This window comes from Fontivita pretiosa, from assembly GCF_050410795.1.
Classification (GTDB): Bacteria; Planctomycetota; Phycisphaerae; order Tepidisphaerales; family Tepidisphaeraceae; genus Fontivita; species Fontivita pretiosa.
In genome coordinates, this window is sequence record NZ_CP191258.1 from 2,555,247 (window position 1) to 2,577,986 (window position 22,740).

The following is a 22,740-nucleotide window of genomic DNA, read 5'->3' on the forward strand; positions in this document are numbered from 1 at the left end:
TCGCCCGCCGTTGTTATAGACGACATTCCGGTCGATCCGGCGCGCGTTTATTTCAAGCGATGCGGAGAAAGTGCCAAAACCCAAAAACGTGCCCGGCCAGCCCCCATCGCGCCCTTACGGAAACCACACCACCCGCCGGTCCGGGTAGCACTCGATCGTCCGCCGATTCAGCTCCTGGCCCATGTCGCGGGCGAAGATGACCCTTGCCGAATCCAGATCGGCGCTGTTGTAGACGATCTCGGCGACGGCGGGCTGCTCGGGCAACCGTCGCACGATCACCAGCACCTTGCCGGGAATCTGTTCCAACTCGCGCAGGAACTGGGCCCGCGCCAAACCGATCGGGTCGCGCATCTGCCAGGTGTGCCAGATCGCCCAGCGCGTGGCCAGCACCGCGTGCACCACCACGATCGCCAGCACGATCGCCCGCCCCGCGCGCCTGCCCGGCCAGCGCAACATCACTGCGCTCCATCGCAGCCCCACGACGATCAGCGCGTAGAACAACCCCACCGCCGGCGCCATGTACTGGATCCTCAGCCACGGCGTGCTACAGAAGTGGACCAGAACCAGTCCCGCGCATCCGATCACCGCCCACCGCGCTGCGCGATTGCGTCTGGCCAGCGCAACGCCCACCAACAGCGGCAGGATCAGCACCCCCGGCCGAAGGTAATCCGACAGCACGCGCAGCTTCTGGCCAAGCCCGGGAATGAGCCACCCCGAATGCAGGATTCGCTGGTATTCAGCCAGCTCGTCTTCGGCGTAGAAGCGGCGGAGGATCTCGTGACGATACTGCGGCGGCGGGCGCGGACTCTGCCAGTAGAATAGCGGCGCGACCATGTACTGCCGGGCGTGGGCGGCATAGGGCAGCAGCAGCGGATCGCCGGTCACACGCCAGTTGTAGTAGCCCATCCAGATCGCCGTGGGCATCAGAACCGCCAGCATCGCGGGCAGCGATCGCTTGAGCATCGCAGTGAATCTGCCGCGGCGGATCAGCTCGACGCTCACGATCATTGCGAGGATGACGGTGAGGATCGCTCCCTCGAACGGGCGGGAGTTGGCCAGGATCGCGATGCCAGCGCCCGCCAGCGCGCCGCGGGCGGGTGTTGGGCGGCGGGCGAGTCGCGCCGCGGCTCCTGCGAGGATTGCTCCGCCCAGCAGCGCCACCCCGCCGCCCCAGTACGTCTGCGACCAATGGTAGATCGTCGGGGATGTGGCGCACAGCAATCCGCCCAGCACCGCCCAGCGAATCGGCACGAACGCCGCCAGCAGCCAGCTTACGGCCGCGCACCCGGCGGCCAGCGAAAGCCAGGCGCCGAGGATCGGATGCCAGATGAGCTGACCCATCGCCAGGGCGATGCCCTGTCCGGGCGGGAACTTCGCGGCGTAGGTTGGCTGCTGGAGAACGTGAAACGTTTCCAACGCCTCCCAGCATCGGCTGGGCGGGTTGCTCAGCCGGCCGCGGGCGAAGGTGTCGGCTTGAAGCAGGTATGCGAACTCATCGTGGATGACCGGCTCGGGGCGAAAGCCCAGCAGCGTCGGGATCGCGAAGAGGATCAACGAGATCACCGCCACAAGCGGCAGTGCCGCGTTGCGCATCATCCGCGCGCCACCGCGTTCGCTGCGCCTTGGGTGCAAGCGCTGGCCCATTCCGCCCTCTGAGCTCATGTCCGTCGATGCGGGCAAGCCCTGTCCGGGAATTGGAGCGACAGATTTGCAGCCTGTGTCATCAGCGTCTCGAACCACTCTCACCGGCGGGACGCCCGTGCCACAGCAGCACCGTTCTACTGCACGCGCTTCATCAAATCCTCCACCGCCGCTTTGAGCTGGTTATCCACGCCACTGGTTTCGTCTTCCGGAGTCTGTGGCACAAGGATGTCGGGCACGGCGCCATTGCGCTCCATGTTTGTGCCATCGGGCAGGAACCACCCGCGGAACGGCACGCGAACCACCGTGCCATCGATCAACGTCGTGCTGCTGGTGCTGATTACCCCGCCGGCCGTGCGCTGCCCCACCAGCGTGCCGCGCTTCAGCGTCTTGAACGCGTGGCTGATGATCTCTGCATTGCTGAAACTCCGCTCGTTGCAGAGCATGTTGATCGGGCCGGTGTAGCGCTGGATGAACAGCCGATCCTGCGGATAGCCGCTGGTGATCTTCGGGTCCAGCCCGCGGGGGACGGTGTAGGCGTGCCGTGGGTACATGATCGATGCCAGCAGCCGATCGGTCGTCCATCCGCCGCCGTTGTTGCGGACGTCGATGATCAGCCCCTGCTTGCCGTGAGCGGCGGCGTAAAGGTCGCGCTCGAACACGTCCAGCGACTCCTGGTTCATCCCGCGGATGTGGATGTAGCCGATCTTCCCGCCGGACCACTCCTCCACCTGCCGGGCGGTCTTCAGCCGCCAGTCCTGATACACAAGCTCGGCCAGCCGCTCGTAGGAAATCGGCGTGATCAGCGCGACCAGCTCGGCGCCGCGGCGCTGGAACGAGATCACGACCTCCCGATCGGTCTTGCCGGCCAGCTTCAGCTCCAGCGTGTCATCCGGCTCGAACGGCTCGAAGTCGATGGCGGTGATGACGTCGCCGACCATCAGCTTCGTGGCGGCACGATCGGCGGGCGAATCGGGCAGGATCGACGTGACCCTGAAACCGTTTTCGACCCGCTGCGTCGCGACGCCGAGCCGCCCGAACGGACGCGCCTGCGGGTTTGGCTCATCCGGCGAGTTGATCCCCAGGTGCGAGCCGTTCAGCTCCCCCAGCAACTTGGCGGCGACGTGGTCGAACTCGTCGGCCGTCCGCGCCGCCCTGGCCAGCTCGTGATACTTCCTGGTGATCGCCCCCCAGTCCAGCCCGTTCATCTTCGGGTCGTAGTAGCGCGCCCCCAGGATTCGCGCCGCCTCCAGAAACTTCTGGCTCGACTGTGCCGCAAGATCGATGCGGATCTTGTCGGCAATGTCGATGAACTCGGCCGGGCCGTCGGGAGTCTTGATGTACCCGCCGCGACCGGAATCGACGAACACGAGCTGATCGCCAGCGAGCGAAAGGTGCTGTACGTTGACCGGGGCAGCGATGCGCTTGGGCTCCGATCCGTCGCGATCGTATGCCCAGGTGGCGCGGGTGGCGCCGAGCTGCGCGACGAAGTAGAACTTGTCGCCGGCGGGTGAAAGCTCCAGCTCGGATTCGTTGCCCGAGAAGCTGGTTACGCGACGGAGTCGCAGATAGGCATCGTCCAGATCGAGCTTCGCCGCCGGTTGGGTCGAAGGCTGCGTTGAAGGCTGAGTCGCCGGCTCCGTGCTGGGCGCTGTCGCGGGCGCGGTGGTTGGCTCAGTCGCCGGCGCGGTGGTTGGTTCGGTCGTCGGTTTTGTCGAGGGTTGCGTGGCGGGCTGGCTGGCAGGTGACGGCGGCTTGCGCTTCTTCGCATTCGCCGCCGCGTCCTTGTAGTACTGATCCAGCTCCGGCGGCGTGAGAGCCTCCATCTCCTTGTCCAGCCAGACCATCCAGATGTCAAACTCCTCGTTCACACGTTCGGACAGAAACGCCAGGAGCTTGCCATCCGCGCTCCACCGCGGGGCGTAATCGTTGTCGGGGTGGCGCGTGACGTTCACCGCTGGCGATGAGCCGTCGGCGGGCACAATCCAGATGTCGGAGTTGAAGTTCTCGTCCTCGGTGACATAGGCGATGTATCGAGCGTCAGGACTCCACCGCCACTCGAGCTGAGCGCTCCAGTTTTCCAGGATCGGTCGCACTTCACTCGTGGCCAGGTCCATGACCAGCAGGTTTCCCACGCCGCGACGGAACGCCAGGTATTTGCCGTCCGGCGACGGCGAAGGATCCGTGTCGCCCAGATCACTGGTGATGAGCAGCTGCGTCTCGAAGGTGACGGCATCGGCCCAGCGGGCCGGATCGTTCGTTGGTTGAGTGGCAGGTTCGGTCGCGGGGTTCGTCGAGGCCGGTTGCTGGGCGCGCTCGTACTGCTTTTTCGCTTCCGCGCGGGTCAGCCTGACGGTCGCTTCGTGGATCGCATCCACGCCCGATTCGTCTGTCGAGTAATACAGTTTGGTCCCGTCGGCCGACCAGGCGATGTCGCGCTCGCGGGCGGCGGTGGCGGTCACCCGCCGCGTCGGACTGTTCTTCTCCACCGCGCGCACGTAAAGCTCCCCGTACGATACGAACGCCATCGTCTTGCCATCCGGGCTGAGCTGCGCTTTGCTGACGCTGCGGCTGATGTCTTTGGGGAGGATGCGGTCGGATTCGTCCTCGTTGCCGCGAATCGTCAACGCCACCGGCTCGGCGCCATCACGCGTCAGATCCAGCGTGTACAGCTTGTCCCAGCGCGCCAGCACAAGCGTGCTGCCATCGGCCGACACGTCGAACTCCTCGACGTCGATGTCGGTGAAGCTCGTGATCCGCCTGGCCTGCTCCTGGCGATCGCCGAGCTTCAGACGGTAGAGGTTGACGGTGTTCAGCTCGCGATCGGAGGCGTAGACGATCTGGTCGTTGTCGATCCAGCGTGCCCGCCCGTCGTTTCCCGCCCAGTTCGTCAGTCGCGTAAACGATTTGTTTCCGCGATCAAAGATCCACACGTCGCGCGTGTCCGGCCCGCGGTTGTGCCGGCGGGTCCAGGGCGCGCCGCCACGGTTGAACAGCACTTTGCTGCCGTCGGGACTGACGATTGGAAACAGGCCATACGCATCGTGCACTCGCCGCGGCTCGCCGCCTTGCAGCGACACCATGAATGGCCGGGGCGAGGGATAGACTTCAGGCTCCAGTCGCGCCGAAAACGTCACCACCTGGTTGCCCTGCTCGTCGGTCCCGAACGCCGCCAGTCCCATCGGCCGATCCAGCTCGATGAGCTGTCTCAGTCCGGTTCCGTCGGCGTTCATCACATGCAGGTTGAGCGTGCCGCTTCGAGTCGAGGCGAAGGCGATCAGCTTGCCGTCGCGGCTCCAGGCCGATTGAAGATCATCCTGTGGATGGCTGGTCAGCCGGATCGCGTCGCCGCCCTTCGATGCGACCTTCCACAGGTCTCCGCGCCACGAGAAGACGATCTGCGAGCCATCCGGGCTGATTGAGGGATATCGGGGCAGATCGACGTTTGCTTCCGCGGCAACCAACCAGCAGGCCGACAGCCACATCGCGATGATGAACGGGCGGATCATGTCGGCGAATGGTAGACCCGCGACATCGGCACGCCAAGACGCCTGCTCCGCCCCGCCGCGCCGGCCAGACTTGCGTGCCTGCCGTATTCATTTGATTCCGATGACCATCGAATCCGGGCCGCACAGGTGCTCGACACGCGTGTCGCGGAAGCCCACCTGGTGCATCCACGCCCGGCAGTCGGCGCCGCTGTAGTCGAAGCCCCCATCGGTCTCGATGAGCATATTCAGGCTCATCAGCAGCCCGAAGCTGTTCTTCGAGCGATCGTCGTCGATGATCGCATCGTAGACCACCACCGCACCATTGTGTGGCAGCGCTTCGTACGCCTTGCGCAGCAACTGCTCTTTCTGCTCCAGGTCCCAGTCGTGCAGGATGTGGCCCATGATGACCACGTCGGCGGCAGGGATCGGGTCGGTGAAGAAGTTGCCCGGCGCGAAGCTGAGCCGGCCACTGAGCTTGTTCTGCTCGACGTACTCCTCGAAGACAGGCCCGACCTCGGGCAGATCAAAGCCGATACCACGCAGGTGCGGATGGGCCAGGGCGATCTGGACGGCCAGGTCGCCCTGGGCCGGGCCGACGTCCACAAAACTCCTGTACTTGGCCCAGGGGATTTGCCTGGCGATGGCCAGTGCGGCGCCGCGGCTCAATCCGGTCATGGCGCGCAGAAACTGCTTGAGCCGCGCCGGATCGGCATAGAGTGCGGCGAAGAAATCGTGTCCGTCGCGATCTTCGTTTTGCCGCCGGCCGGTGCGCAGCGCTTCGGTCAGCCGGCCCCAGAAGCCGTACAGCCGTTGGTTGGCCATTTCCAGGATTCCACCGATGTAGCTGGGCTTGTGCTTGTCCAGGAACAGATCCGCCTGGGGGCTGTTGCGATAGGTGCCGTCGGGGTCTCGCCGCAGCAGCTCTATCGATACCAGCGCGTCCATGAAATCTCGCGCGGCGCGAGGGTGCAGTCCCAGCCGACCCTGCACGTCATCCAGCTTGCCGGGATGTCTGGCCAGCTCCGTGAACAGCTCCATCTCCACGGCGCTGAGCAGGGTCTTGGAGACCCAGAAACCAAGCCCGAGTTGCATGATGCGGTCGGGCGACAGATCCGATTGGGAGTGTGTGGTGGTTGACATCGGGCCAATGGTAGGCTCAGGCTTGGCCGAGGCACGCACTGCCCGGAAGTGGGCAACGCTGCCGCGGCCATGTTGGACTTCATGGTCCTGTTGGCCTGACAGCCAAGCACGGAATGGCGTGTCTAGGGAGATCCCCTAATCAACATCAATTATCAACCTATCTTGTCATAGGGAATATCCTCATTTAGTTGGTAATGGTGAATTTGCCGGTTCTCGACGCGCACGCGGCGGGGCGAAATGATATTTCAAGCTCGCGCAGCACCATGACGCAGCACCATGGAGGAAATCGTCTGATGTCCGCGTCGTCTTCTCATCACTTGATGGATGTGCTGGAGGATCAGCTTTCGCCTGCCGACGGCTCGAGTGCGTCGGGCGGGCCGGTGGTTCACATCAGTGACCTGCAACAGTGGCGTACACTGACGGCGCAGTTCCTGGACCACAATTATCGCCAGACCGGCTGGTATGGGCTGGTCTCCGCCGAGCGGTTCCGCGCGCAGGTCGAGCGCGTGGCCGTGGTGGAAGGCTCGCAGGTGATCGGGGTCGCGGAGGTGCGAGTCAAAACGGTGCCGGTTCTGGGCTCGGGCATTGCCTACATCGGAGGCGGGCCGCTGACCCGCCGCGGAAGCCCCGACGACCTGGATCGCCTGGAACGTTGCCTGATCGCCCTGCGCGAGGAATACCTCAACCGCAGACGGCTGACGCTGCGTATCCTGCCGCCGCTGGACCCAAGCGGACCGCAGGCCAACCAGGCCATCTGCGACCGCTACGCCGCCCTGGGCTTTGAGCCCAGCCCCTGGCCGCCACCGTGTCGAACGATGGTGGTGAATCTGGATCGCCCGCTTCCGGAGATTCGCAAATCCCTTCTACAGAAGTGGCGCAATTGTCTGAACAACGCCGAGCGGCAGGGATTGACCATCCGCTACGGCGGAGAACCGGAACTGTTTGCCCAGTTTGAAGAGTTGTTCAATCAGTTCATGGACCGCAAGCAGATCTCCGTGGAGCTGCGCGCTGAGTTCTTCCGCGCCGTCCGACAGCGCGCCGGCTGCGACGACGGTTACGTTATCAGCCTGGCCTGCAAGGACGATCAGCCCATCGCCGGACATCTGGGCAGCATGCATGGGGACACGGCGCACTACATTCAAGGGGCCACCGGCGAGTTGGCGCTGAAGACCAAGGCCTCCAACCTGCTCCAGTGGCACTTCCTGAGCCTGGCCAAGCAGCGGGGCATGCGATGGTATGACCTGGGAGGCATCGAGCCGGAAACCCTGCCAGGGGTGTATCACTTCAAGGCCGGGCTGAACGGCCAGGAGCTGCGCAACCCCGGCCCATTCCAGGCGTCGCCCGCGGGGATTCGCGAGTCGCTGTTGCCGGCGATGGAGCGTTTCTACCGCTGGACCCGCCGCCGCGAACGCCGCTAATCAACCCGCCGCGCGGCCACATGTGCGGCCTGACAACCCTGGCAGCCGGACTGGACTGGAATGACTATTAATGACTATTGACCGGTGTGGTTACTTCAGCTCAACCGTCCAGTAGGCGTTGTCCAGGAACTGCTTCCAGCTCCAGTAGCGCTCGTCGGACAGGCGGATGTTGATCACCGGGCTGCGCTTGGGCTTGACCGGCTTGGCGATCAGGTGCATGCGGGCCTGCTCGGGGGTTCTCCCGCCCTTCTTCACGTTGCATTTGATGCAGCAGCAGACGATGTTCTCCCAGGTGCTTCGTCCGCCCTGGCTGCGGGGGATCACGTGATCCAGGCTCAGCTCGGTCGTGGGATACTTCTTGCCGCAATACTGGCAGCGGTTGGAATCGCGGGCGTAGATGTTGCGGCGGTTGAACTTCACCTCCTGCCGCGGGAGCTTGTCGTAGCCGAGCAGACGAATGATCCTCGGCACGGCGATCTGGAAGCGCACCGTGTGGATCCACTCGTACTCGTCAGGCTCGAATTCGAGCTTGAGCTGGCTGAGCTCGCGCCAGTCCTCGAAGTTGAAGTTCTGCCATTGCGTCTTGCCGTTGGCGTCGCTCTCGATGTGCACGACCTCCGCCAGCTCCTTGCACAACAGGGCAAACGCCCGCTTGACGTTGATGACGCGGATGGCCTGGTAAAACTTGTTGAGCACCAGGACATTGGCGGACAGGGCTGAAGAGACTGGCGCAACCCCGGCGGCGCCGCCGCCCGGGCCGCTTACCCCCCCGGAGAATGTTGCGCTGTCACTGTTCATCGAGACAAGGATCTGAGCGGTCGTCTGGTCCGGGCGGGCCGAACAATTACAGGCGGCAACATGTGTCCGACAGGAGACTGAGAAATCGTCCCGATTGGCGTGCAACGCGCCGCACTGCCCCGCCGGTTTCGACCTCTAATCGACCTTTATCCGAACAATTGTATCGGGCAATTTGCCAAAGGCAAAATCGCCCCGGACAGGGGGTTGGACCAAAGCGGACCCGCCCGGCCGGTTTTCCCCGGCACAATCCCTGCGGATCCCGCTGGACCGCGGCGGTGATCGGGTCGTAAGGTTGGCCTGGAAAGCCGCAATAACTTCGGGCTTGTCGCGGGTTGTGAAGATTGCAGGTTTTGAGACACAAGGAGATGGCCTTGCTGATGCGCTTGCTGGCCGGTGGGTTGGTTTTGCTGCTGGTTGCACAGCGGGCGGCTGCCGCCACGCCGCAGCCGGATGAACTGGTCCAAGCCCGTCTGGTGGCGGATCGGGCAAGGATCACGCCGGGAGAGCCGTTTCAAATCGGGCTGCATCTGAAGATCCACCCACAGTGGCACGTCTACTGGATCAACGCCGGTGACGGTGGCGTGCCCACAACCGTGGACCTGCACCTGCCGGAGGGTTTCACGGCGTCGGCGGTGCGGTATCCGGTGCCGCGCGCGTTCGTCTCGACCGGGCAGATCATCAACTACGGGTATGAGGATGAAGTTTTGCTGATCGCCACGGTCACGCCGCCAAAGCAGATCGCTCAATCGCCGGTGACCATTGCCGCCGAGGCGTCGTGGCTGGTGTGCAAGGAGCTTTGCGTGCCGGGGCAGGCCAGAGTGCAGCTTACGTTGCCGGTGGGCGGCGGCGGACAAGCGGACGGGCAGGCCAGCCAACTGTTCGCGCAGTGGTCCGGGCGAATGCCGCAGGAAGCGTCAGCCTCGCCGCTGCTCAAGCGCGTGCAGCAGTTGCCGTCCTCGCCGGGATGGATCGAGTACCGAATCGACTGGAAGGACCGTCCGCCCGCCGGGCTGGAGTGGTTTGCGCCACCCAGCCAGTCCGTGAACTTTTCCCGGATCGAGCTTCAAACAAACGGCGGCACGACGGTGCTGAGGGCGGCCTATGATGTGCTGGCCGGGCACAGGCCGCCGGCGGTGTTGCCCGGATCGGTGCTGGCGTTCCAGACGGCGTCGGGCCAGCGCGGCGGCATCGAGCTGTCGGTCAACATTCCGCCGCCACAGCAGTAATACAACCACGGCAACTTCAAACGCAGATCGGAGTCGGTTTCAGTCACAGATTCTTTTTTGAACCCTTGAAGGAGGTTCGCATGAGCAGCAAGACCCTGTGGAGCATGGCGACGGCACTGCTGGTCGTCGGTGCGTTGCTGGTCGGGCAGTCGCTGGCCGGCGCGGATAAGGACAAAGCATCCGCGGCCAAGGCCAGGATCGGCGCGCCGGCGCCGGATTTCACGCTTCAGGATCAGGACGGCAACACCGTCAAGCTCTCGGACTTTGCCGGCAAGATCGTCGTCCTGGAATGGTTCAACGATGAGTGTCCGGTCGTCGTCCGCCACTACCGCAATGGCCCCAATGGCGGCATGAACGCCCTGGCCAGCAGGTACATGGACAAAGGAGTGGTCTGGCTGGCGATCAATTCGACCAAGAACAAGACCAATGCGGACAACAAGAAGGCCGCCCAGGAACTGAACGTCAACCGGCCGATCCTCAATGATGCCAGCGGCGAGGTGGGCCATCTGTACGGCGCGACCAACACGCCGGGCATGTACGTGATCAACAAGGATGGCATCCTGGCGTACATGGGGGCGATCGATGACGACCCCAGCGGCAGGAAGAAGGAAGGCGTGAAGAACTACGTCGCGCAGGCGCTGGACGAGCTGCTGGCCGGGCAGAGCGTCAGCGAGCCGCAGACCAAGCAGTATGGTTGCACGGTGAAGTACGCGAAGTGAGCTTCGGCCCAGAGAGACGAAGAGATACAGAGACGGAGAGACGAAGTGGCGGCAGTCGCACGCACTTCGCCTCTCCGTCTGTTTATTTCCTGGTCTGTTTCTGACTACTTCTGTCTGCCCATGATCAGCAGTGCGATCGTCAGCGTTTGCACGTAAATCGCAAAGAGCATCAGCGGCGTGAAGCTGGCGTCGTTGCGGTTGAGATAAGACAGCAATACCAGCGCCAGCGCAAGCACCTGGGCGATCCCGGCCATCAGTTTGCTGACCGAAAAGTCAGCATACTCGGCCCGGGCGTCGCGTTCGTTGCGGGTTCGCAGCTCGTGCAGAATCTGTTCCAGGAGGTGTTGAACCTGCGGCGCAGGCGCGGTTGCCTGAGTCGCGGCGGGTGGCGGCGCCGACGCCTGGGACGCGCCATCTTGCTCATTCGTCGCATCGGCGGGTTGATTCGACGTCGGGGTCGGCGGCGGGGAGTCACCGAGGCTCTGTTCCACGTGATCCATTGCTTCCTTGAGGCTGGAGACGACCTGGTCCGGCTGGACCGTCAGCCGCTCGCTGGCCGCCGGGGATTGCGGGATTCCCTCCGGGCGCAGCAGGATGGTGCGGCAGCCGGCGGCCTTGCCGGCGCGGATGTCCCGCGGCGCGTCCCCGATCACCCAGCTTCGCGACAGGTCCAGCGCCAATTGCTCGGCGGCACGAAGGATCATGCCCGGATTCGGCTTTCGCAGCTCGCTTTCACGACGGTATCGCTCAACCGTGCCGTCGGGGTGAAACGGGCAGTATTCGTGGCGATCGATCACCGCCGCGGGATTCTCCCGCAGCAGCAACTCGTCGATCCTGCGGTTGACGGCGCACACGTCGTCTTCCGAGAACAGCCCGCGCGCCACGCCCGACTGATTGCTCACCACCACGGTGGCAAACCCCAGCGACCGTGCCCGTGCCACCGCATCGGCCGCTCCCTGCATCAGCACGACTTTCTCCGGGTCGCCCAGGTACCCGTCGCTGACAATGATGGTGTTGTCGCGGTCGAAAAAAATCGCCGGGCGTCTCATCGGTAACAGCATTGACCACAGCCCCAGAGGCCAACTCCGGGCCGGCTTGTCATCGCCGCGATTGTATCCGCCGGCCCTGGCCGCTCGCAACGCACCGGCTCCAGGCCGCCGCCGAGCCGGGATGTGGAAACCGTCGCAGGCGGGCGGATAGGATGCGAATGTGACCCGGACCTGGGACATTCTCGACAACGCGCTGGACATCCAGCCCGCCTGCCAACTGGATGCCTTGCTCAAGCACGTGCCGGCGAAATGGGTGGTGTACCTGATGGCCGACGAAGCGGACCATCCGGTGCAGCTTCTTTGCGTGAAGAACCTGCGCTATAGCCTGAGGCGTCGGCTGGGCGAGTTGGATCAGTCGGCCGGACCCAGCAAACGCATCGATTACCGCCAGCTCGTGCGACGGATCCACTGGCGAAGGGTGTACAGCGCGTTCGAGGCGGATGTGGTGTACCTGGAAGCGGCGCGGCGGTACTTCCCGGGCACCTATCGCGGCATGATGGGCCTTCAGCCGGCGTGGTTCATTCACGTCGATCCCGATGCCCGCTTCCCGCGATACACCAGGACAATCGATCTGGACATCAAGTCCGGCCAGCTCATCGGACCGGTCGAAGACAAGCACGCGGCCAGCCGGTTGATCGAGCAGGTGCTCGATTGGTTCGACCTGTGCCGGTACTACAACATTCTGGTTGATTCGCCGCACGCGACGGCGTGCGCGTACAAGGAGATGGGCAAGTGTCCGGCGCCGTGCGATGGATCGATCTCGATGGAGAACTACCGGTACCTGGTGCAGTGGAGCGCCGACACGCTGGTATCGCCGCGAGCACTGATTGAAGACGCCACGCGGCGGATGAAGCTGGCCGCCGCCGAGCTGAAGTTCGAGTCGGCCGCCAGAATCAAGCAGTACATCGATTCGCTTTCGCAGCTTGGGAAAGGCCCGTACCGGCACGTGCGCCGGCTGCGCGACTTCAAGTACCTGTCGATTCAGCCCGGACCCCGGGACCATACCGCCAAGGTGTTCCTGATCACGCCGGGGGAAATCGAAGAACTGGTCGGGCTGATCGATCTGCCGCGCGAGCCCGGCCAGCTCCTGAGCCTGGCGTTGTCGCTGGCGGCGGGTCGCGGCGCCGACTCGCTCGATGCGATCGGCGCCGAGCGCGTTGGCGTGGTCTCGTATCACCTCTTGCAGTCCAGGGCCGCCCAGGGCGTGTTCCTGCCGCTGGACTCGATCGATGAAAAGCAGATCATCAAAGCCTTCCGCGACGTGCAAGAGCAGAAGAAAGAGCAGGCGGCCGAGGAATCCGAAGGCGTGATGAAGGAATTGCAGACGCTTTAACGGCGGGGAAGCAAGCGATCCTGCTGCCTGCTGCGTCGTGCATATACATCGGAGAGATCGATGACCGGAACCAATACAGTGTTGGGTGGCGGGGGATTTCATCATGTGGCGATCCGGGCGCGGGATTTCGACGCGTCGGTGCGCTTTTACACCGAGGCGCTGGGATTCAAGGAGAAGATCCGCTGGGGCGAAGGCGCCAAGCGCGCCATCATGCTCGACGCGGGAGACGGCAATTACCTGGAGATCTTCGCCAATGGCCAGGAGGGGCCCAAGCCCGAAGGAGCAATCCTTCACTTTGCGTTGAGGACCGATAACACCGACGCCGCGATCGCCCGCGCCCGGGCGGCGGGGGCGATCGTCACCGTCGAGCCGAAGGATGTGCTGATCCCCAGCACGCCCCAGCCCACACACGTGCGACTGGCGTTCTGTAAGGGGCCTGACGGGGAAGTGATCGAGTTCTTTCAGAACAGCACGACGTGAGGCGATCATCGGAGACACGCAGGTTGGCAAGTCCGTAGCGCTCGCGTGGTCCCATCGTGCCTTTGGCTGGCTGTTGATTGGCTTGCGATCATTCACGTCCTGGATTCAGGCTGGTCGATAATGACAATCGCCGCGCGTTCGCCGCCGCGGGTCCATCGAGGTGTCGGTATGCCCGCGACCGCACATGGGTGCCAGAAGCACTGCCCGTTCCTCAATCGCGCCGATCCGCGCTGTGCCCGGGCGTTCAGTCTGGAGAACCTTGATCATGCGTTCCGATACTGCTTTGGGCGGTATACGGCGTGTACGGTGTACCTGGAGCTGCTGGTGGAGCGTCGGGTGAAGCAGACCGCTTCGGCGCCGGCGAGGATGCGGGGAACGTATGATCAGCACAGAGCCGTCCAGCTCACGCTGCCGCAGTCGCAAGCCGGGCGAAAGCCGCGCGGCGTGTGCACCGAGCCCGACGCTGGGGCCGTTCCTGATGCATCTGGCGTCGGAACGGGGACTGGCAAATAACTCGCTGCACGCGTACCGCCGCGACCTGACGGACGCCGAGAACTTCCTCCAGGAATCGCGGGGACGAACACTGCTGACCGCCGACGCTGCCGACTTTCGCGCCTACCTTCAGCAACAGACCCGCCAGGGACAATCAACCCGCACCGTGGCGCGTCGTCTGGCGGCGATTCGAACCTTTCTGCGTTACCAGATAGGTCAGGGGCGTGATGTCAGCGCGATCCTTCAACAACTGGAGCGTCCCAAGCCGCAGCGCGCGTTGCCCAAGGTGCTCAGCCGGGCGCAGGTCAATCAGCTCATCGCTGCGCCGGATCCCGCCTCGCCGCTGTTTGCGAGGGATGTGGCCATTCTGGAGATGCTCTACGCCAGCGGCATGCGTGCCTCGGAGATCTGTGATCTGAGGCTGCGCGACATCAATCTTCAGGTTGGCTGCGTGCGCGTGCTGGGCAAGGGGATGAAAGAGCGCATCGTGCCGCTGGGACGGGCGGCGATCGAGGCGATCCGGCGATACCTGCACGAATGCCGCCCGAAGCTTGACCGCCACGGCAGCGATCGCGCGTTTCTCTCGCGCAGCGGCAGGCCGATGGAACGCATCGGCCTGTGGATGCTCGTGGAGCGCTACGGACGAAAGAGCGGCCTGCTCAAGAGCATTTCACCCCATGTGCTGCGGCACTGTTTCGCCACGCATCTTCTTGGCGGCGGCGCAGACCTTCGCGTCGTGCAGGAGCTGCTGGGACATTCCGACATCGGCACAACACAGATCTATACGCATGTGGACGCTTCACGCCTGAAGGCGGTTCATGCGAGGTTTCATCCCAGAGGATGAGCGGCTTGAGAACTTGAGACCATGCCACCCATTGCTCACGGCGATGCCCAGCTCATTCGCGGTCAGGAGCACTTTGGCCGGATCGTGCTCGAGGGGATCTGCCGCGCCAGCGTGTCGGTGGACATCATGACGGCGGACTTCAAGGCGATGCTGGTGCCGGATGGGATCACCAAACGCGCCCGATCCATCGTGCAGGTTTTCCGCCAGCTTGCCGGCAAGGGCGTGGAGATTCGTCTGCTGCATGCGGGCGTTCCAAGCTCCGCCGCACTGCTGGAGCTGAAGCGTGCCCTGCCCCGGGGGCTGAGCATCCGCCGATGTCCGCGGCTGCACAGCAAGGCGGTGATCATCGACTCGCGCGCGATGTACCTGGGCAGCGCCAACCTGACCGGCGCCGGACTGGGCGCCAAGGCCGAGAGGCGGCGGAACTTCGAGCTGGGCATCTGGACCGAGTCGCCGGCGCTGATCGACGCCGTGTGCGAGGAGTTCAACCAGTTGTGGGAGGGCCGCTGCTGCCCGGGGTGTGGACGCAGGGATATTTGCCCGGTGCCGCTGGAACAGCCGCAACTGTGACGATCGCCGCCAGTTTGCGCGCTGGCGATCACGTGAGCGGGTTGATGATCAGGCCAGTGGCCAGCTTGGGATAGAAGTACGTGCTTTTCTGTGGCATGAGTTCGCCGTGGCGGCCGAGCTCCTCCAGGGCGTGCAGCGGTGTGGGCCGCAGCAGCAGGGCGATCTGATACGTTCGCCCGTCCACCTGAGAAGCAATCTGGTCGGCGTCGGCGGTGTAGCCTTTGACCAGCTCACGTCCGGCGGCGAACGTCGGCTGAAGCACTTCGTCCAGCAGATAGCGATGGAGGATGGCCACGTCCAGTCGGCGCCACGCCTGCGAGCGCTGCGGTTCCAGCCCGGCCAGGATGTCCGGATTTTTCAGCCGCAGCTTGTAGCAGGTTCGGGTCCGCCCGTCGTACAGCCCGAAGGTATGCGGAGCGTCGCTGGCGATGGATTCGGCCAGTTGCGGCGGCGTCATCGTTGTCTGCGTGACCTCGAAATGCGGCGCGATCAGGGCCTTGAAGGCATCGATGTCGAACGTATCCAGCCCGCCGATGAGCCGATGCGTGGGCAGGATCAGCAGCCCGTCATCATTCATGTTGACCAGGACGAACATGCAGTAATTGGCCGGGTGATTCGGCGGCAGAGGCCCGCCGTGTTGCTGCTCCAGCTCGCGCTGGTACTGAAGCGCGGTGGTGTAGCGATGGTGCCCGTCGGCGATGTAGATGTTTTTTGTGCCGATCATGCGGATGACTTCGTTGTGGATCTGGGCATCCGTGACTGACCAGAGCTGATTCCGCACGCCGTCGAGCGTGCCGTCGAGCATCGGCCGGCCAAGTTGCGAATACAGAAGCTTCGTGACCTCGCCCCGGTCATCGTTGAAAAGCCCGAAGACCGGAGAAAGCTGCACGCGTGTGGCGCGCATGAGCTTGAGTCGATCCTCGATGGCGCCGGGGTAGGTCTTTTCGTGCGGCACGATGTGCCCGGCCCCCAGCGGCTCGAGCTTGACGGTGCAGATGAACCCGCGACGGTGAAACGTCTTGCCGTTGTACTGGTAGCTCTGAGTGTAGGGATAAATCGCCGGACGCGGGTCTCGCACCAGCACCCCGGCACTCAGCCACGCCTGGAGAGTGGTGTTGGCCTTGGCGTAGGCTTCGTCGGGTCCGACGCTCTTGGGCGGCACGTGGGGCAGATCGATGGTGACGATGTTGTTGGGATGCCTTGCCTGAAGGGCTGCCTTGCCCGCTTCATCCAGCACGTCGTACGGGGGAGCGATCAGCCGGGAAAGCTCCAGGTCGGGACGCAGGGCATAGTGGATACCGCAAAACGGCCGAATCGTCGCCAAAATCGTGCTCCTGTCATGGGCTCAGTGCGTGTGGCAGCAGGATATTGGCTGGCGCGCCGAATTCAACCAGCCGGACCGCACAGCCGCGACGCTTTGCTGGCGGCGCGTGGTGGCTCGATGGACGGCGCATGGCTCCAGAGGCTAAGATTCGCCGCAGATGCGTGTGATTCTGGCCAATCCCCGGGGCTTTTGTGCCGGCGTGAACATGGCGATCGAGGTGGTCGAGGCCGTGCTCAAGCTGCGTGGCCCGCCCATCTACGTGTTTCACGAAATCGTGCATAACCGTCACGTGGTCGAGGACTTCAGGCGTCGCGGGGTGACGTTCGTCAACCACATCTCGCAGGTGCCGGTGGGCAGTGTGATTGTCTACAGCGCTCACGGAATCGCACCGCAGGTGCGGCAGGAGGCCAAAGCCCGGCGACTGATCGAAGTGGATGCGACCTGCCCGCTGGTCACGAAGGTGCACATGGAGGTGCTTCGCTACGCCCGCGATGGATACACCATCCTGTTCATCGGGCACCGCAATCACGATGAAGCGGTGGGCACGGTCGGCGAGGCGCCGCAGTCGATCGTCGTCGTCGAATCCCCCGAGGAGGTCCAGCGCGTGCAAGTGCCGGATCCCAACAGGGTGGCTTTCGTCACCCAGACGACTCTGAGCGTCACCGACGCCCAGCGCATCATCGACGCCATCAGGCGACGATTCCCCAATGTGCGCTACCCGGCCAAGGATGATATCTGCTACGCTACCACCAATCGCCAGAACGCCGTCAGCGAGCTTTCGCCGCTGGTGGATCTGGTGCTGGTGATCGGCTCCAAAAACAGCAGCAATTCACAGCGGCTGGTGGACCGAGCCACCGAAGCGGGCAAGCCGGCGTATCTGATTGACGACGAATCGGAAATCGACCCGCAATGGTTCGCCGGCAAGCAGTCGGTTCTGGTGACCGCCGGGGCGTCGGCGCCGGAGCATCTGGTGAACAGGCTGCTGGATCGCCTGCGGCGGGATTTCGGCGCGACCGTCGAGACACGCACGCTTGTGCAGGAGGACATGTCGTTTGAGCTGCCAAAATCCGTCAAGCGGCTGGCGGTGATCAGTTGAGAGGCAGTGGACCTCGAAGGGCTGGGCTGAAGATGAAAGGCATCATTCTGGCGGGCGGGGCGGGGACGCGGCTGTATCCGCTGACCCGATGCATCAGCAAGCAACTGCTTCCGGTCTACGACAAACCCACCATCTACTATCCGCTTTCGGTGCTGATGCTGGCAGGCATCCGGCAGATCCTGATCATCAGCACCCCGCGCGACCTGCCGATGATCCAGAACCTGCTGGGCGATGGCAGACAGATCGGACTGGACCTGTCGTACCAGGTCCAGCCCGAACCCAAGGGCATCGCTCAGGCGTTCATCATCGGTGCGCAGTTCATTGGCGACCGCCCGGTGTGTCTGATCCTCGGAGACAACCTGTTCTACGGTCACGACCTGACGGTGATGCTCGACGAGGCGGCCAGGCTGCAATCGGGCGCGCTGGTCTTCGCGTATCAGGTCAAGGACCCCGAGCGTTACGGCGTGGTCGAGTTCGGCCGGGACGGGCGGGCGATCAGCATCGAGGAAAAACCCAGACAGCCGAAAAGCAACTGGGCGGTCACGGGGCTGTATTTTTACGACTCGACGGTGGTGCAGATCGCGCAGGCTTTGAAACCCTCGCCGCGCGGAGAGCTGGAGATCACGGATGTGAACCGCACCTACCTTCAGCAGGGTCGGCTGAGAGTACAGCCGATGGGTCGCGGGATCGCATGGCTGGATACCGGCACGTATGATGCGCTGCTGTCCAGCTCGCAGTTCGTGCAAACGCTGGAGGAGCGCCAGGGGCTGAAGGTCGCCTGCATCGAGGAAATCGCCTTTCACAAGGGGTTCATCACCGCCGCCGAGCTGGAGCGTCTGGCGGAGCAGGCGGGCAAGAGCGACTACGGCAACTACCTCAGGCGCGTGCTGAAAGAGGCGGCGGGGTCGCGGTAATCTGTGCGGATTGATCCTGGTTACGGCCGCAGGGAATTGAACATGCAAACCATCCTCGTCACCGGCGCCGCCGGGTTTATCGGGTCCAACTTTGTGCGGATGCTGCTTGGTCGCGGCGAGCCGGTGAAGCTGGTGGCGCTGGACAAGCTCACTTACGCCGGCAACCTCGCGAACCTGCGGGATGTGCTGGACGACAGCCGGCTGGTTTTCGTCAGGGGCGACATCTGCGACGCCGCGCTGCTCGGGCAGATCTTCGATGAGCACAGGATCACCCACGTGGCCCACTTCGCCGCCGAAAGCCATGTCGATCGCAGCATCCTGTCCTCCGGCCCGTTTATTCAAACCAACGTTGTCGGTACGCAGGTGCTGCTCGATATCGCCAGGGCCAGGGGCGTCGAGCGGTTTGTTCAAATCAGCACCGATGAGGTCTATGGCTCGCTGCCCGAGGACAAACCTCACATCAAGTTCACCGAGCAGACCCCGTTGGCGCCCAACAGTCCGTACAGCGCCAGCAAGGCGGCGGCGGACTGCCTGGCGCGATCCTACTTCCATACCTTCGGAATGCCGGTTGTGATCACGCGGTGCAGCAACAACTACGGCCCGTATCAATTCCCCGAAAAGATGATCCCGCTGTTCGTGACCAACCTGCTGGAGGGCCGCAAGGTGCCGCTTTACGGCGACGGGATGAACATACGCGACTGGCTCTATGTCGAAGACCACTGCCAGGCGATCTGGACCGTGCTGAACAAGGCAAAGCCCGGCGAAGTGTACAACATCGGCGGGAACAACGAGATGACCAACCGCCGGATCACCGAGATCATTTTGCAGGAGATGGGCAGAAGCTGGGACGATTCGGTGCAGTACGTGAAGGACCGCCCCGGCCACGACCGCAGATATGCCATCGACGCCAGCAAGATCAAGCGTGAGCTTGGCTGGGAGCCGAAACACCGCTTCGAGGATGCGATCAAAACGACGATCCAGTGGTACAGGGACCACGCGGACTGGTGGCGGGCGATCAAGAGCGGGCAGTACATGACGTATTATGAGCAGCAGTACATGAATCGTTGATGAGCCCTGCCCGGGCCGAGCAATCCCGTTGCACGCGATGCCCGATCGATTGACCATCACGCCAGCGACCGTCTCGGATGTTGCGACGATCCTTTCGTTTATCCGCGCGCTGGCCGAGTATGAGCGGCTCTCGCATCAATGCATCGCCACCGAGCAGGCGCTGCGGCAGACGCTGTTCGGCCCGCGGCGATACGCCGAAGTGCTGATCGCGCGGCTGGATGATCTGCCCGTTGGTTACGCATTGTTCTTCCACAGCTACTCGACGTTTCTGGCCCGGCCGGGAATCTACCTCGAGGATCTGTTCGTGCTGCCGGAGCATCGTGGCAGAGGCGTGGGCAAGGCGCTGCTTGGCGAGGTGGCGAGGATTGCGCGGCAGCGCGACTGCGGGCGGCTGGAATGGGCCGTGCTCGACTGGAACCGGCCGGCCATTGAGTTCTATCGTCGCCTTGGCGCCACGATCCTGCCCGACTGGAGAATCTGTCGCCTGGACGAGGACCGCATCGCCGATCTGGCCGGGAAGGGACCATGAGCCTGTACGATTCGATTGTGGTGACCGGCGGCGCAGGGATGCTGGCGACGGCGTTCAGCAGGGTGTTGGCAAAGCGGCAACTGCACGCGCAGTTCCTGCCGCGAACAATCTGTGATGTCACCGACTCCGCGCAGGTGCAGGCGGTTTTTGAACGATTCAGGCCAAGCCTGTGCATCAATTGTGCCGCATACACGAAAGTAGATCAGGCCGAGCTGGAGCCGCAGCACGCCGAGGCGGTGAACGCCCGGGCGGTGCAGACGCTGGCCCGGTTGTGCCGCCAGCATGGCACGAGGCTGGTGCATTATTCGACGGACTACGTGTTTGATGGCACGCTGCGTCGGCCGCTGCGCCCGGATGATCCGGTCGGGCCACAAAGCGCCTACGGACGATCCAAGCTGCTGGGCGAGCAGCTTCTGCAACGCGACCCGCCGGACCGCTGGCTGATCATCCGCACGGCATGGTTGTATGGCCCGGGCGGGGCCAACTTCCCGCAGGCGATCCTCAACGCCGCCCGCGCGGGCAAGCCGCTGACCGTCGTCGATGATCAGGTCGGATCTCCGACGTTCACATTCGACCTGGCCGAGGCCACGCTCGAGCTGCTCGACCGCGACGCGCCCAGCGGAATCTGGCATGTCGTCAACGACGGACAGACGAGCTGGTACGATTTCGCCGCCGCGATCCTGGAAGAGTTCCACATCGAAGGCGTGAGCCTCTCGCCAACAAGCAGCGGCGAATGGAAGCGAACGCGACCCAACTCGGCGGTGCGTCCGGCCTACAGCGTGCTGGATATCACGCCCTTCCAGCAGCTCACCGGACACCGCACCCGCCCCTGGCGGCTGGCTTTACGCCAGTACGCCAGCCTTTCGTGAAAGCGGGCATGCCCGCCGCCAGATTCCTGGCCGTGATCGCGGCTCGGCTCACACCTGTTGCGGCTCGGTTCACACCTTCGATACCGCAGTCTCCTGCCAGCCCTCGGCCGACTGCGCGGCTTTGAGGATCAGTTCCAGCACCGCCTTGCCCTCGGCCACGCCGTGGATCGGGCGCGTTCCATCGCGCAGACAATCCGCGAAGTGCCCGATCTCGGCCTCGAAGGTGTTGACTGGATTGAACGTCCGTTTGGCCGGCTCGCTGAAGCCTTGTGGCAGATAGTACAGCGTGTTGTCCGAGCCGAAGATCTGCCCCTTCTCGCCGACGACATGGATGTGATGTGTGCCGTAGGGCAGGTTCATCGCCCAGCTTGTCAGGATTTCTCCGATCACGCCATTGTCGAAGCGCACCTGAACCGACGCGGTGTCTTCGCCGTCGATGTTCAGGCGGAAGCGTCCCATGGTCCCGTGGATTTGGGCGGCCTTGGCGCCGGCCAGATACAGCAGCCGGTAGCTGGGGTGGTAGCCGGTGTCGATCAATTCTCCGCCGCCCTGGGTTTTGATGTCGGCGCGCCATCCCCAGCCTGAGCGGTCGGTCCTGCCGGCAGTGAAGCAGTCGGCACTGCGCAGCCAATACATCTGCCCGATCGCGCCGGACTGGATCATCTTCCTGGCCTCCTGGACGACGGGCATGAAGAGCTGGTTGTGCGCTGACATGTAGGTCACGCCGGCTTTGGCGACCGCGGCTTCGATCTGTTCAGCCTCGGCCAGGCTCGTGCACATCGGCTTTTCGCACAGGATGTGCAATCCCGCCGCCGCCGCGTCCAGAATCGCCGGGCCGTGCAGGTGATGCGGCAGGCAGATGTCCACGGCGTCGAGCTGATCGCGCATCTCCCTGAGCATGACTTTCCAGTCGCTGAAGCAGCGCGGATTGCCCCCAAGCTGCTCGGCGCGCTTCTTCAGATTCTCCTGCGATACATCGCACAGCGCCACGCAGCGGATCTTGTCAGCGTGCTTGATGAAGCCCTGCGCATGTGCGTGCGAAATCCCGCCCGCCCCGATCAGTCCCACGCGGACCACACCACTTACGTTGTTGCCCATAGTCTGGTGCCTCCAGGTTGTAGGGCGGACATCGTACCACAGCGGTCTTGCCAGGCGAATGCGACGGAGGCTACACTGGCCCGGCCATGACTCCCCAGCAAATCGCCCAGGCCATCGTGGAAAAGTTTGGCCAGAAGATTCTGGCCGCTTTCGCCGACGACAAGCATCCGCGCGTACACATCAACGCCGAGCACTGGCGCGAGCTGGCGGAGTTCCTGCGACACGACCCGGCGATCAAGCTGGACTGGCTACAGAATCTGAGTGGCGTGGACTATGTGGCGGAGGACAAGATGTGCGTGGTGTACGATCTGTGGAGCTTCCAGCACCGGCACACCTTCGCCGTCAAGGTCTTTACTCCGCGCAACAATCCTTCGGTGCCCAGCGTCGCCGACCTGTGGCGCGCCGCCGACTGGCACGAGCGCGAGGCCTACGACATGTTCGGCATCGATTTCCCCGGCCACCCGGACCTGAGGCGGATTCTGCTGGCCGATGACTGGGAAGGCTTCCCGCTGCGAAAGGACTACGTCTTTCCCCGCGAGTATCACGGCATCCCCGGCAGCGTGGAACTGGATTGGCAGCAGAAGCCGGATTACCCCACCTGATACTCCGAAGACCCCGCGACGTCGGCGGAAAATCAACAGCTT

The 22,740-nt window shown here is 63.8% G+C and carries 21 protein-coding genes; 14 read left to right on the top strand and 7 right to left on the bottom strand.

Translation table 11 applies throughout. The features are described 5' to 3' along the window. Window positions 1-114 precede the first annotated feature (114 nt). The 3 genes from ACQS5P_RS10340 to ACQS5P_RS10350 form a co-directional block, all read right to left on the bottom strand. Complete coding sequence (locus ACQS5P_RS10340; protein WP_428940813.1) at window positions 115-1,596, bottom strand: hypothetical protein; 1,482 nt, start codon at window positions 1,594-1,596, stop codon at window positions 115-117. 182 nt (window positions 1,597-1,778) lie between these two features. Next, on the bottom strand, window positions 1,779-5,150 hold the full coding sequence (locus ACQS5P_RS10345) for a S41 family peptidase (protein ID WP_428940814.1): 3,372 nt from the start codon (window positions 5,148-5,150) through the stop codon (window positions 1,779-1,781). 87 nt (window positions 5,151-5,237) lie between these two features. Then, window positions 5,238-6,269: a methyltransferase gene (locus ACQS5P_RS10350; protein ID WP_428940815.1), complete on the bottom strand. Its 1,032-nt coding sequence runs from the start codon at window positions 6,267-6,269 to the stop codon at window positions 5,238-5,240. A gap of 293 nt (window positions 6,270-6,562) precedes the next feature. Here ACQS5P_RS10350 and ACQS5P_RS10355 point away from each other — a divergent pair, with 293 nt between their 5' ends. Further along, window positions 6,563-7,687 (top strand): lipid II:glycine glycyltransferase FemX, encoded by a 1,125-nt coding sequence (locus ACQS5P_RS10355; protein WP_428940816.1) that lies wholly within the window; start codon window positions 6,563-6,565, stop codon window positions 7,685-7,687. 90 nt (window positions 7,688-7,777) lie between these two features. Here ACQS5P_RS10355 and ACQS5P_RS10360 read toward each other — a convergent pair whose 3' ends face one another. Further along, entirely contained in the window at window positions 7,778-8,485 is a 708-nt protein-coding gene (locus ACQS5P_RS10360) for an HNH endonuclease (RefSeq protein WP_428940817.1), read from the bottom strand. A 377-nt stretch (window positions 8,486-8,862) separates the two neighbouring features. On the opposite strand from ACQS5P_RS10360, the gene ACQS5P_RS10365 reads away from it, so the two are divergent. Together ACQS5P_RS10365 and ACQS5P_RS10370 are read left to right on the top strand one after the other, a co-directional pair. Next, entirely contained in the window at window positions 8,863-9,711 is an 849-nt protein-coding gene (locus ACQS5P_RS10365) for a protein-disulfide reductase DsbD domain-containing protein (protein WP_428941014.1), read from the top strand. Between the two features lie 80 nt (window positions 9,712-9,791). Further along, on the top strand, window positions 9,792-10,430 hold the full coding sequence (locus ACQS5P_RS10370) for a thioredoxin family protein (RefSeq protein WP_428940818.1): 639 nt from the start codon (window positions 9,792-9,794) through the stop codon (window positions 10,428-10,430). A gap of 104 nt (window positions 10,431-10,534) precedes the next feature. Here the strand turns inward: ACQS5P_RS10370 and ACQS5P_RS10375 are convergent, their stop codons facing one another. Next, window positions 10,535-11,479 (bottom strand): D-glycero-alpha-D-manno-heptose-1,7-bisphosphate 7-phosphatase, encoded by a 945-nt coding sequence (locus tag ACQS5P_RS10375; protein ID WP_428940819.1) that lies wholly within the window; start codon window positions 11,477-11,479, stop codon window positions 10,535-10,537. 160 nt (window positions 11,480-11,639) lie between these two features. On the opposite strand from ACQS5P_RS10375, the gene ACQS5P_RS10380 reads away from it, so the two are divergent. The 5 genes from ACQS5P_RS10380 to ACQS5P_RS10400 all read left to right on the top strand — a co-directional run bounded on the left by ACQS5P_RS10380 (window position 11,640) and on the right by ACQS5P_RS10400 (window position 15,198). Beyond that, a complete protein-coding gene (locus tag ACQS5P_RS10380) occupies window positions 11,640-12,812 on the top strand; it encodes a UvrB/UvrC motif-containing protein (RefSeq protein ID WP_428940820.1) in 1,173 nt (390 codons plus the stop codon). Window positions 12,813-12,872: 60 nt separating this feature from the next. Continuing rightward, complete coding sequence (locus ACQS5P_RS10385) at window positions 12,873-13,292, top strand: VOC family protein (protein ID WP_428940821.1); 420 nt, start codon at window positions 12,873-12,875, stop codon at window positions 13,290-13,292. 168 nt (window positions 13,293-13,460) lie between these two features. Next, window positions 13,461-13,805: a hypothetical protein gene (locus tag ACQS5P_RS10390; protein WP_428940822.1), complete on the top strand. Its 345-nt coding sequence runs from the start codon at window positions 13,461-13,463 to the stop codon at window positions 13,803-13,805. Next, on the top strand, window positions 13,771-14,628 hold the full coding sequence (xerD, locus tag ACQS5P_RS10395; protein ID WP_428940823.1) for a site-specific tyrosine recombinase XerD: 858 nt from the start codon (window positions 13,771-13,773) through the stop codon (window positions 14,626-14,628). Before ACQS5P_RS10390 ends, xerD begins: the two co-directional genes overlap by 35 nt. 21 nt (window positions 14,629-14,649) lie before the next feature. Next, window positions 14,650-15,198 (top strand): phospholipase D family protein, encoded by a 549-nt coding sequence (locus ACQS5P_RS10400; RefSeq protein ID WP_428940824.1) that lies wholly within the window; start codon window positions 14,650-14,652, stop codon window positions 15,196-15,198. A 28-nt stretch (window positions 15,199-15,226) separates the two neighbouring features. Here the strand turns inward: ACQS5P_RS10400 and ACQS5P_RS10405 are convergent, their stop codons facing one another. Continuing rightward, entirely contained in the window at window positions 15,227-16,522 is a 1,296-nt protein-coding gene (locus ACQS5P_RS10405) for a DUF1015 domain-containing protein (RefSeq protein WP_428940825.1), read from the bottom strand. A 157-nt stretch (window positions 16,523-16,679) separates the two neighbouring features. Between ACQS5P_RS10405 and ispH the strand changes: the two genes are divergently transcribed. The 5 genes from ispH to rfbD are packed head-to-tail and all read left to right on the top strand — an operon-like array spanning window position 16,680 to window position 20,998. Further along, window positions 16,680-17,618, top strand: a complete 939-nt coding sequence (gene ispH / locus ACQS5P_RS10410) for a 4-hydroxy-3-methylbut-2-enyl diphosphate reductase (RefSeq protein ID WP_428940826.1) — start codon at window positions 16,680-16,682, stop codon at window positions 17,616-17,618. A gap of 32 nt (window positions 17,619-17,650) precedes the next feature. Continuing rightward, window positions 17,651-18,532, top strand: a complete 882-nt coding sequence (gene rfbA / locus ACQS5P_RS10415) for a glucose-1-phosphate thymidylyltransferase RfbA (RefSeq protein ID WP_428940827.1) — start codon at window positions 17,651-17,653, stop codon at window positions 18,530-18,532. Between the two features lie 42 nt (window positions 18,533-18,574). Continuing rightward, window positions 18,575-19,600 carry a dTDP-glucose 4,6-dehydratase gene (rfbB, locus tag ACQS5P_RS10420; RefSeq protein WP_428940828.1) on the top strand — a complete coding sequence of 342 codons (1,026 nt, stop codon included), beginning with the start codon at window positions 18,575-18,577 and terminating at the stop codon, window positions 19,598-19,600. Between the two features lie 37 nt (window positions 19,601-19,637). Further along, complete coding sequence (locus ACQS5P_RS10425) at window positions 19,638-20,129, top strand: N-acetyltransferase family protein (protein ID WP_428940829.1); 492 nt, start codon at window positions 19,638-19,640, stop codon at window positions 20,127-20,129. Next, window positions 20,126-20,998 carry a dTDP-4-dehydrorhamnose reductase gene (gene rfbD / locus ACQS5P_RS10430; protein WP_428940830.1) on the top strand — a complete coding sequence of 291 codons (873 nt, stop codon included), beginning with the start codon at window positions 20,126-20,128 and terminating at the stop codon, window positions 20,996-20,998. The genes ACQS5P_RS10425 and rfbD overlap by 4 nt, the downstream gene beginning before the upstream one ends. Window positions 20,999-21,067: 69 nt before the next feature. Here the strand turns inward: rfbD and ACQS5P_RS10435 are convergent, their stop codons facing one another. After that, window positions 21,068-22,096: a Gfo/Idh/MocA family protein gene (locus tag ACQS5P_RS10435; RefSeq protein WP_428940831.1), complete on the bottom strand. Its 1,029-nt coding sequence runs from the start codon at window positions 22,094-22,096 to the stop codon at window positions 21,068-21,070. Between the two features lie 86 nt (window positions 22,097-22,182). On the opposite strand from ACQS5P_RS10435, the gene ACQS5P_RS10440 reads away from it, so the two are divergent. Next, on the top strand, window positions 22,183-22,698 hold the full coding sequence (locus tag ACQS5P_RS10440) for an NADH-quinone oxidoreductase subunit C (RefSeq protein ID WP_428940832.1): 516 nt from the start codon (window positions 22,183-22,185) through the stop codon (window positions 22,696-22,698). The last annotated feature ends 42 nt before the right edge of the window (window positions 22,699-22,740 follow it).

Coding starts and splice junctions, on each gene's coding strand:
- ACQS5P_RS10340 (WP_428940813.1), bottom strand. CDS start 1,596: ATGATGCGCAACGCGGCACTGCCGCTTGTGGCGGTGATCTCGTTGATC.
- ACQS5P_RS10345 (WP_428940814.1), bottom strand. CDS start 5,150: ATGATCCGCCCGTTCATCATCGCGATGTGGCTGTCGGCCTGCTGGTTG.
- ACQS5P_RS10350 (WP_428940815.1), bottom strand. CDS start 6,269: ATGTCAACCACCACACACTCCCAATCGGATCTGTCGCCCGACCGCATC.
- ACQS5P_RS10355 (WP_428940816.1), top strand. CDS start 6,563: ATGTCCGCGTCGTCTTCTCATCACTTGATGGATGTGCTGGAGGATCAG.
- ACQS5P_RS10360 (WP_428940817.1), bottom strand. CDS start 8,485: ATGAACAGTGACAGCGCAACATTCTCCGGGGGGGTAAGCGGCCCGGGC.
- ACQS5P_RS10365 (WP_428941014.1), top strand. CDS start 8,863: ATGCGCTTGCTGGCCGGTGGGTTGGTTTTGCTGCTGGTTGCACAGCGG.
- ACQS5P_RS10370 (WP_428940818.1), top strand. CDS start 9,792: ATGAGCAGCAAGACCCTGTGGAGCATGGCGACGGCACTGCTGGTCGTC.
- ACQS5P_RS10375 (WP_428940819.1), bottom strand. CDS start 11,479: ATGAGACGCCCGGCGATTTTTTTCGACCGCGACAACACCATCATTGTC.
- ACQS5P_RS10385 (WP_428940821.1), top strand. CDS start 12,873: ATGACCGGAACCAATACAGTGTTGGGTGGCGGGGGATTTCATCATGTG.
- ACQS5P_RS10390 (WP_428940822.1), top strand. CDS start 13,461: ATGCCCGCGACCGCACATGGGTGCCAGAAGCACTGCCCGTTCCTCAAT.
- xerD (WP_428940823.1), top strand. CDS start 13,771: ATGCATCTGGCGTCGGAACGGGGACTGGCAAATAACTCGCTGCACGCG.
- ACQS5P_RS10400 (WP_428940824.1), top strand. CDS start 14,650: ATGCCACCCATTGCTCACGGCGATGCCCAGCTCATTCGCGGTCAGGAG.
- ispH (WP_428940826.1), top strand. CDS start 16,680: ATGCGTGTGATTCTGGCCAATCCCCGGGGCTTTTGTGCCGGCGTGAAC.
- rfbA (WP_428940827.1), top strand. CDS start 17,651: ATGAAAGGCATCATTCTGGCGGGCGGGGCGGGGACGCGGCTGTATCCG.
- rfbB (WP_428940828.1), top strand. CDS start 18,575: ATGCAAACCATCCTCGTCACCGGCGCCGCCGGGTTTATCGGGTCCAAC.
- ACQS5P_RS10425 (WP_428940829.1), top strand. CDS start 19,638: ATGCCCGATCGATTGACCATCACGCCAGCGACCGTCTCGGATGTTGCG.
- rfbD (WP_428940830.1), top strand. CDS start 20,126: ATGAGCCTGTACGATTCGATTGTGGTGACCGGCGGCGCAGGGATGCTG.
- ACQS5P_RS10435 (WP_428940831.1), bottom strand. CDS start 22,096: ATGGGCAACAACGTAAGTGGTGTGGTCCGCGTGGGACTGATCGGGGCG.
- ACQS5P_RS10440 (WP_428940832.1), top strand. CDS start 22,183: ATGACTCCCCAGCAAATCGCCCAGGCCATCGTGGAAAAGTTTGGCCAG.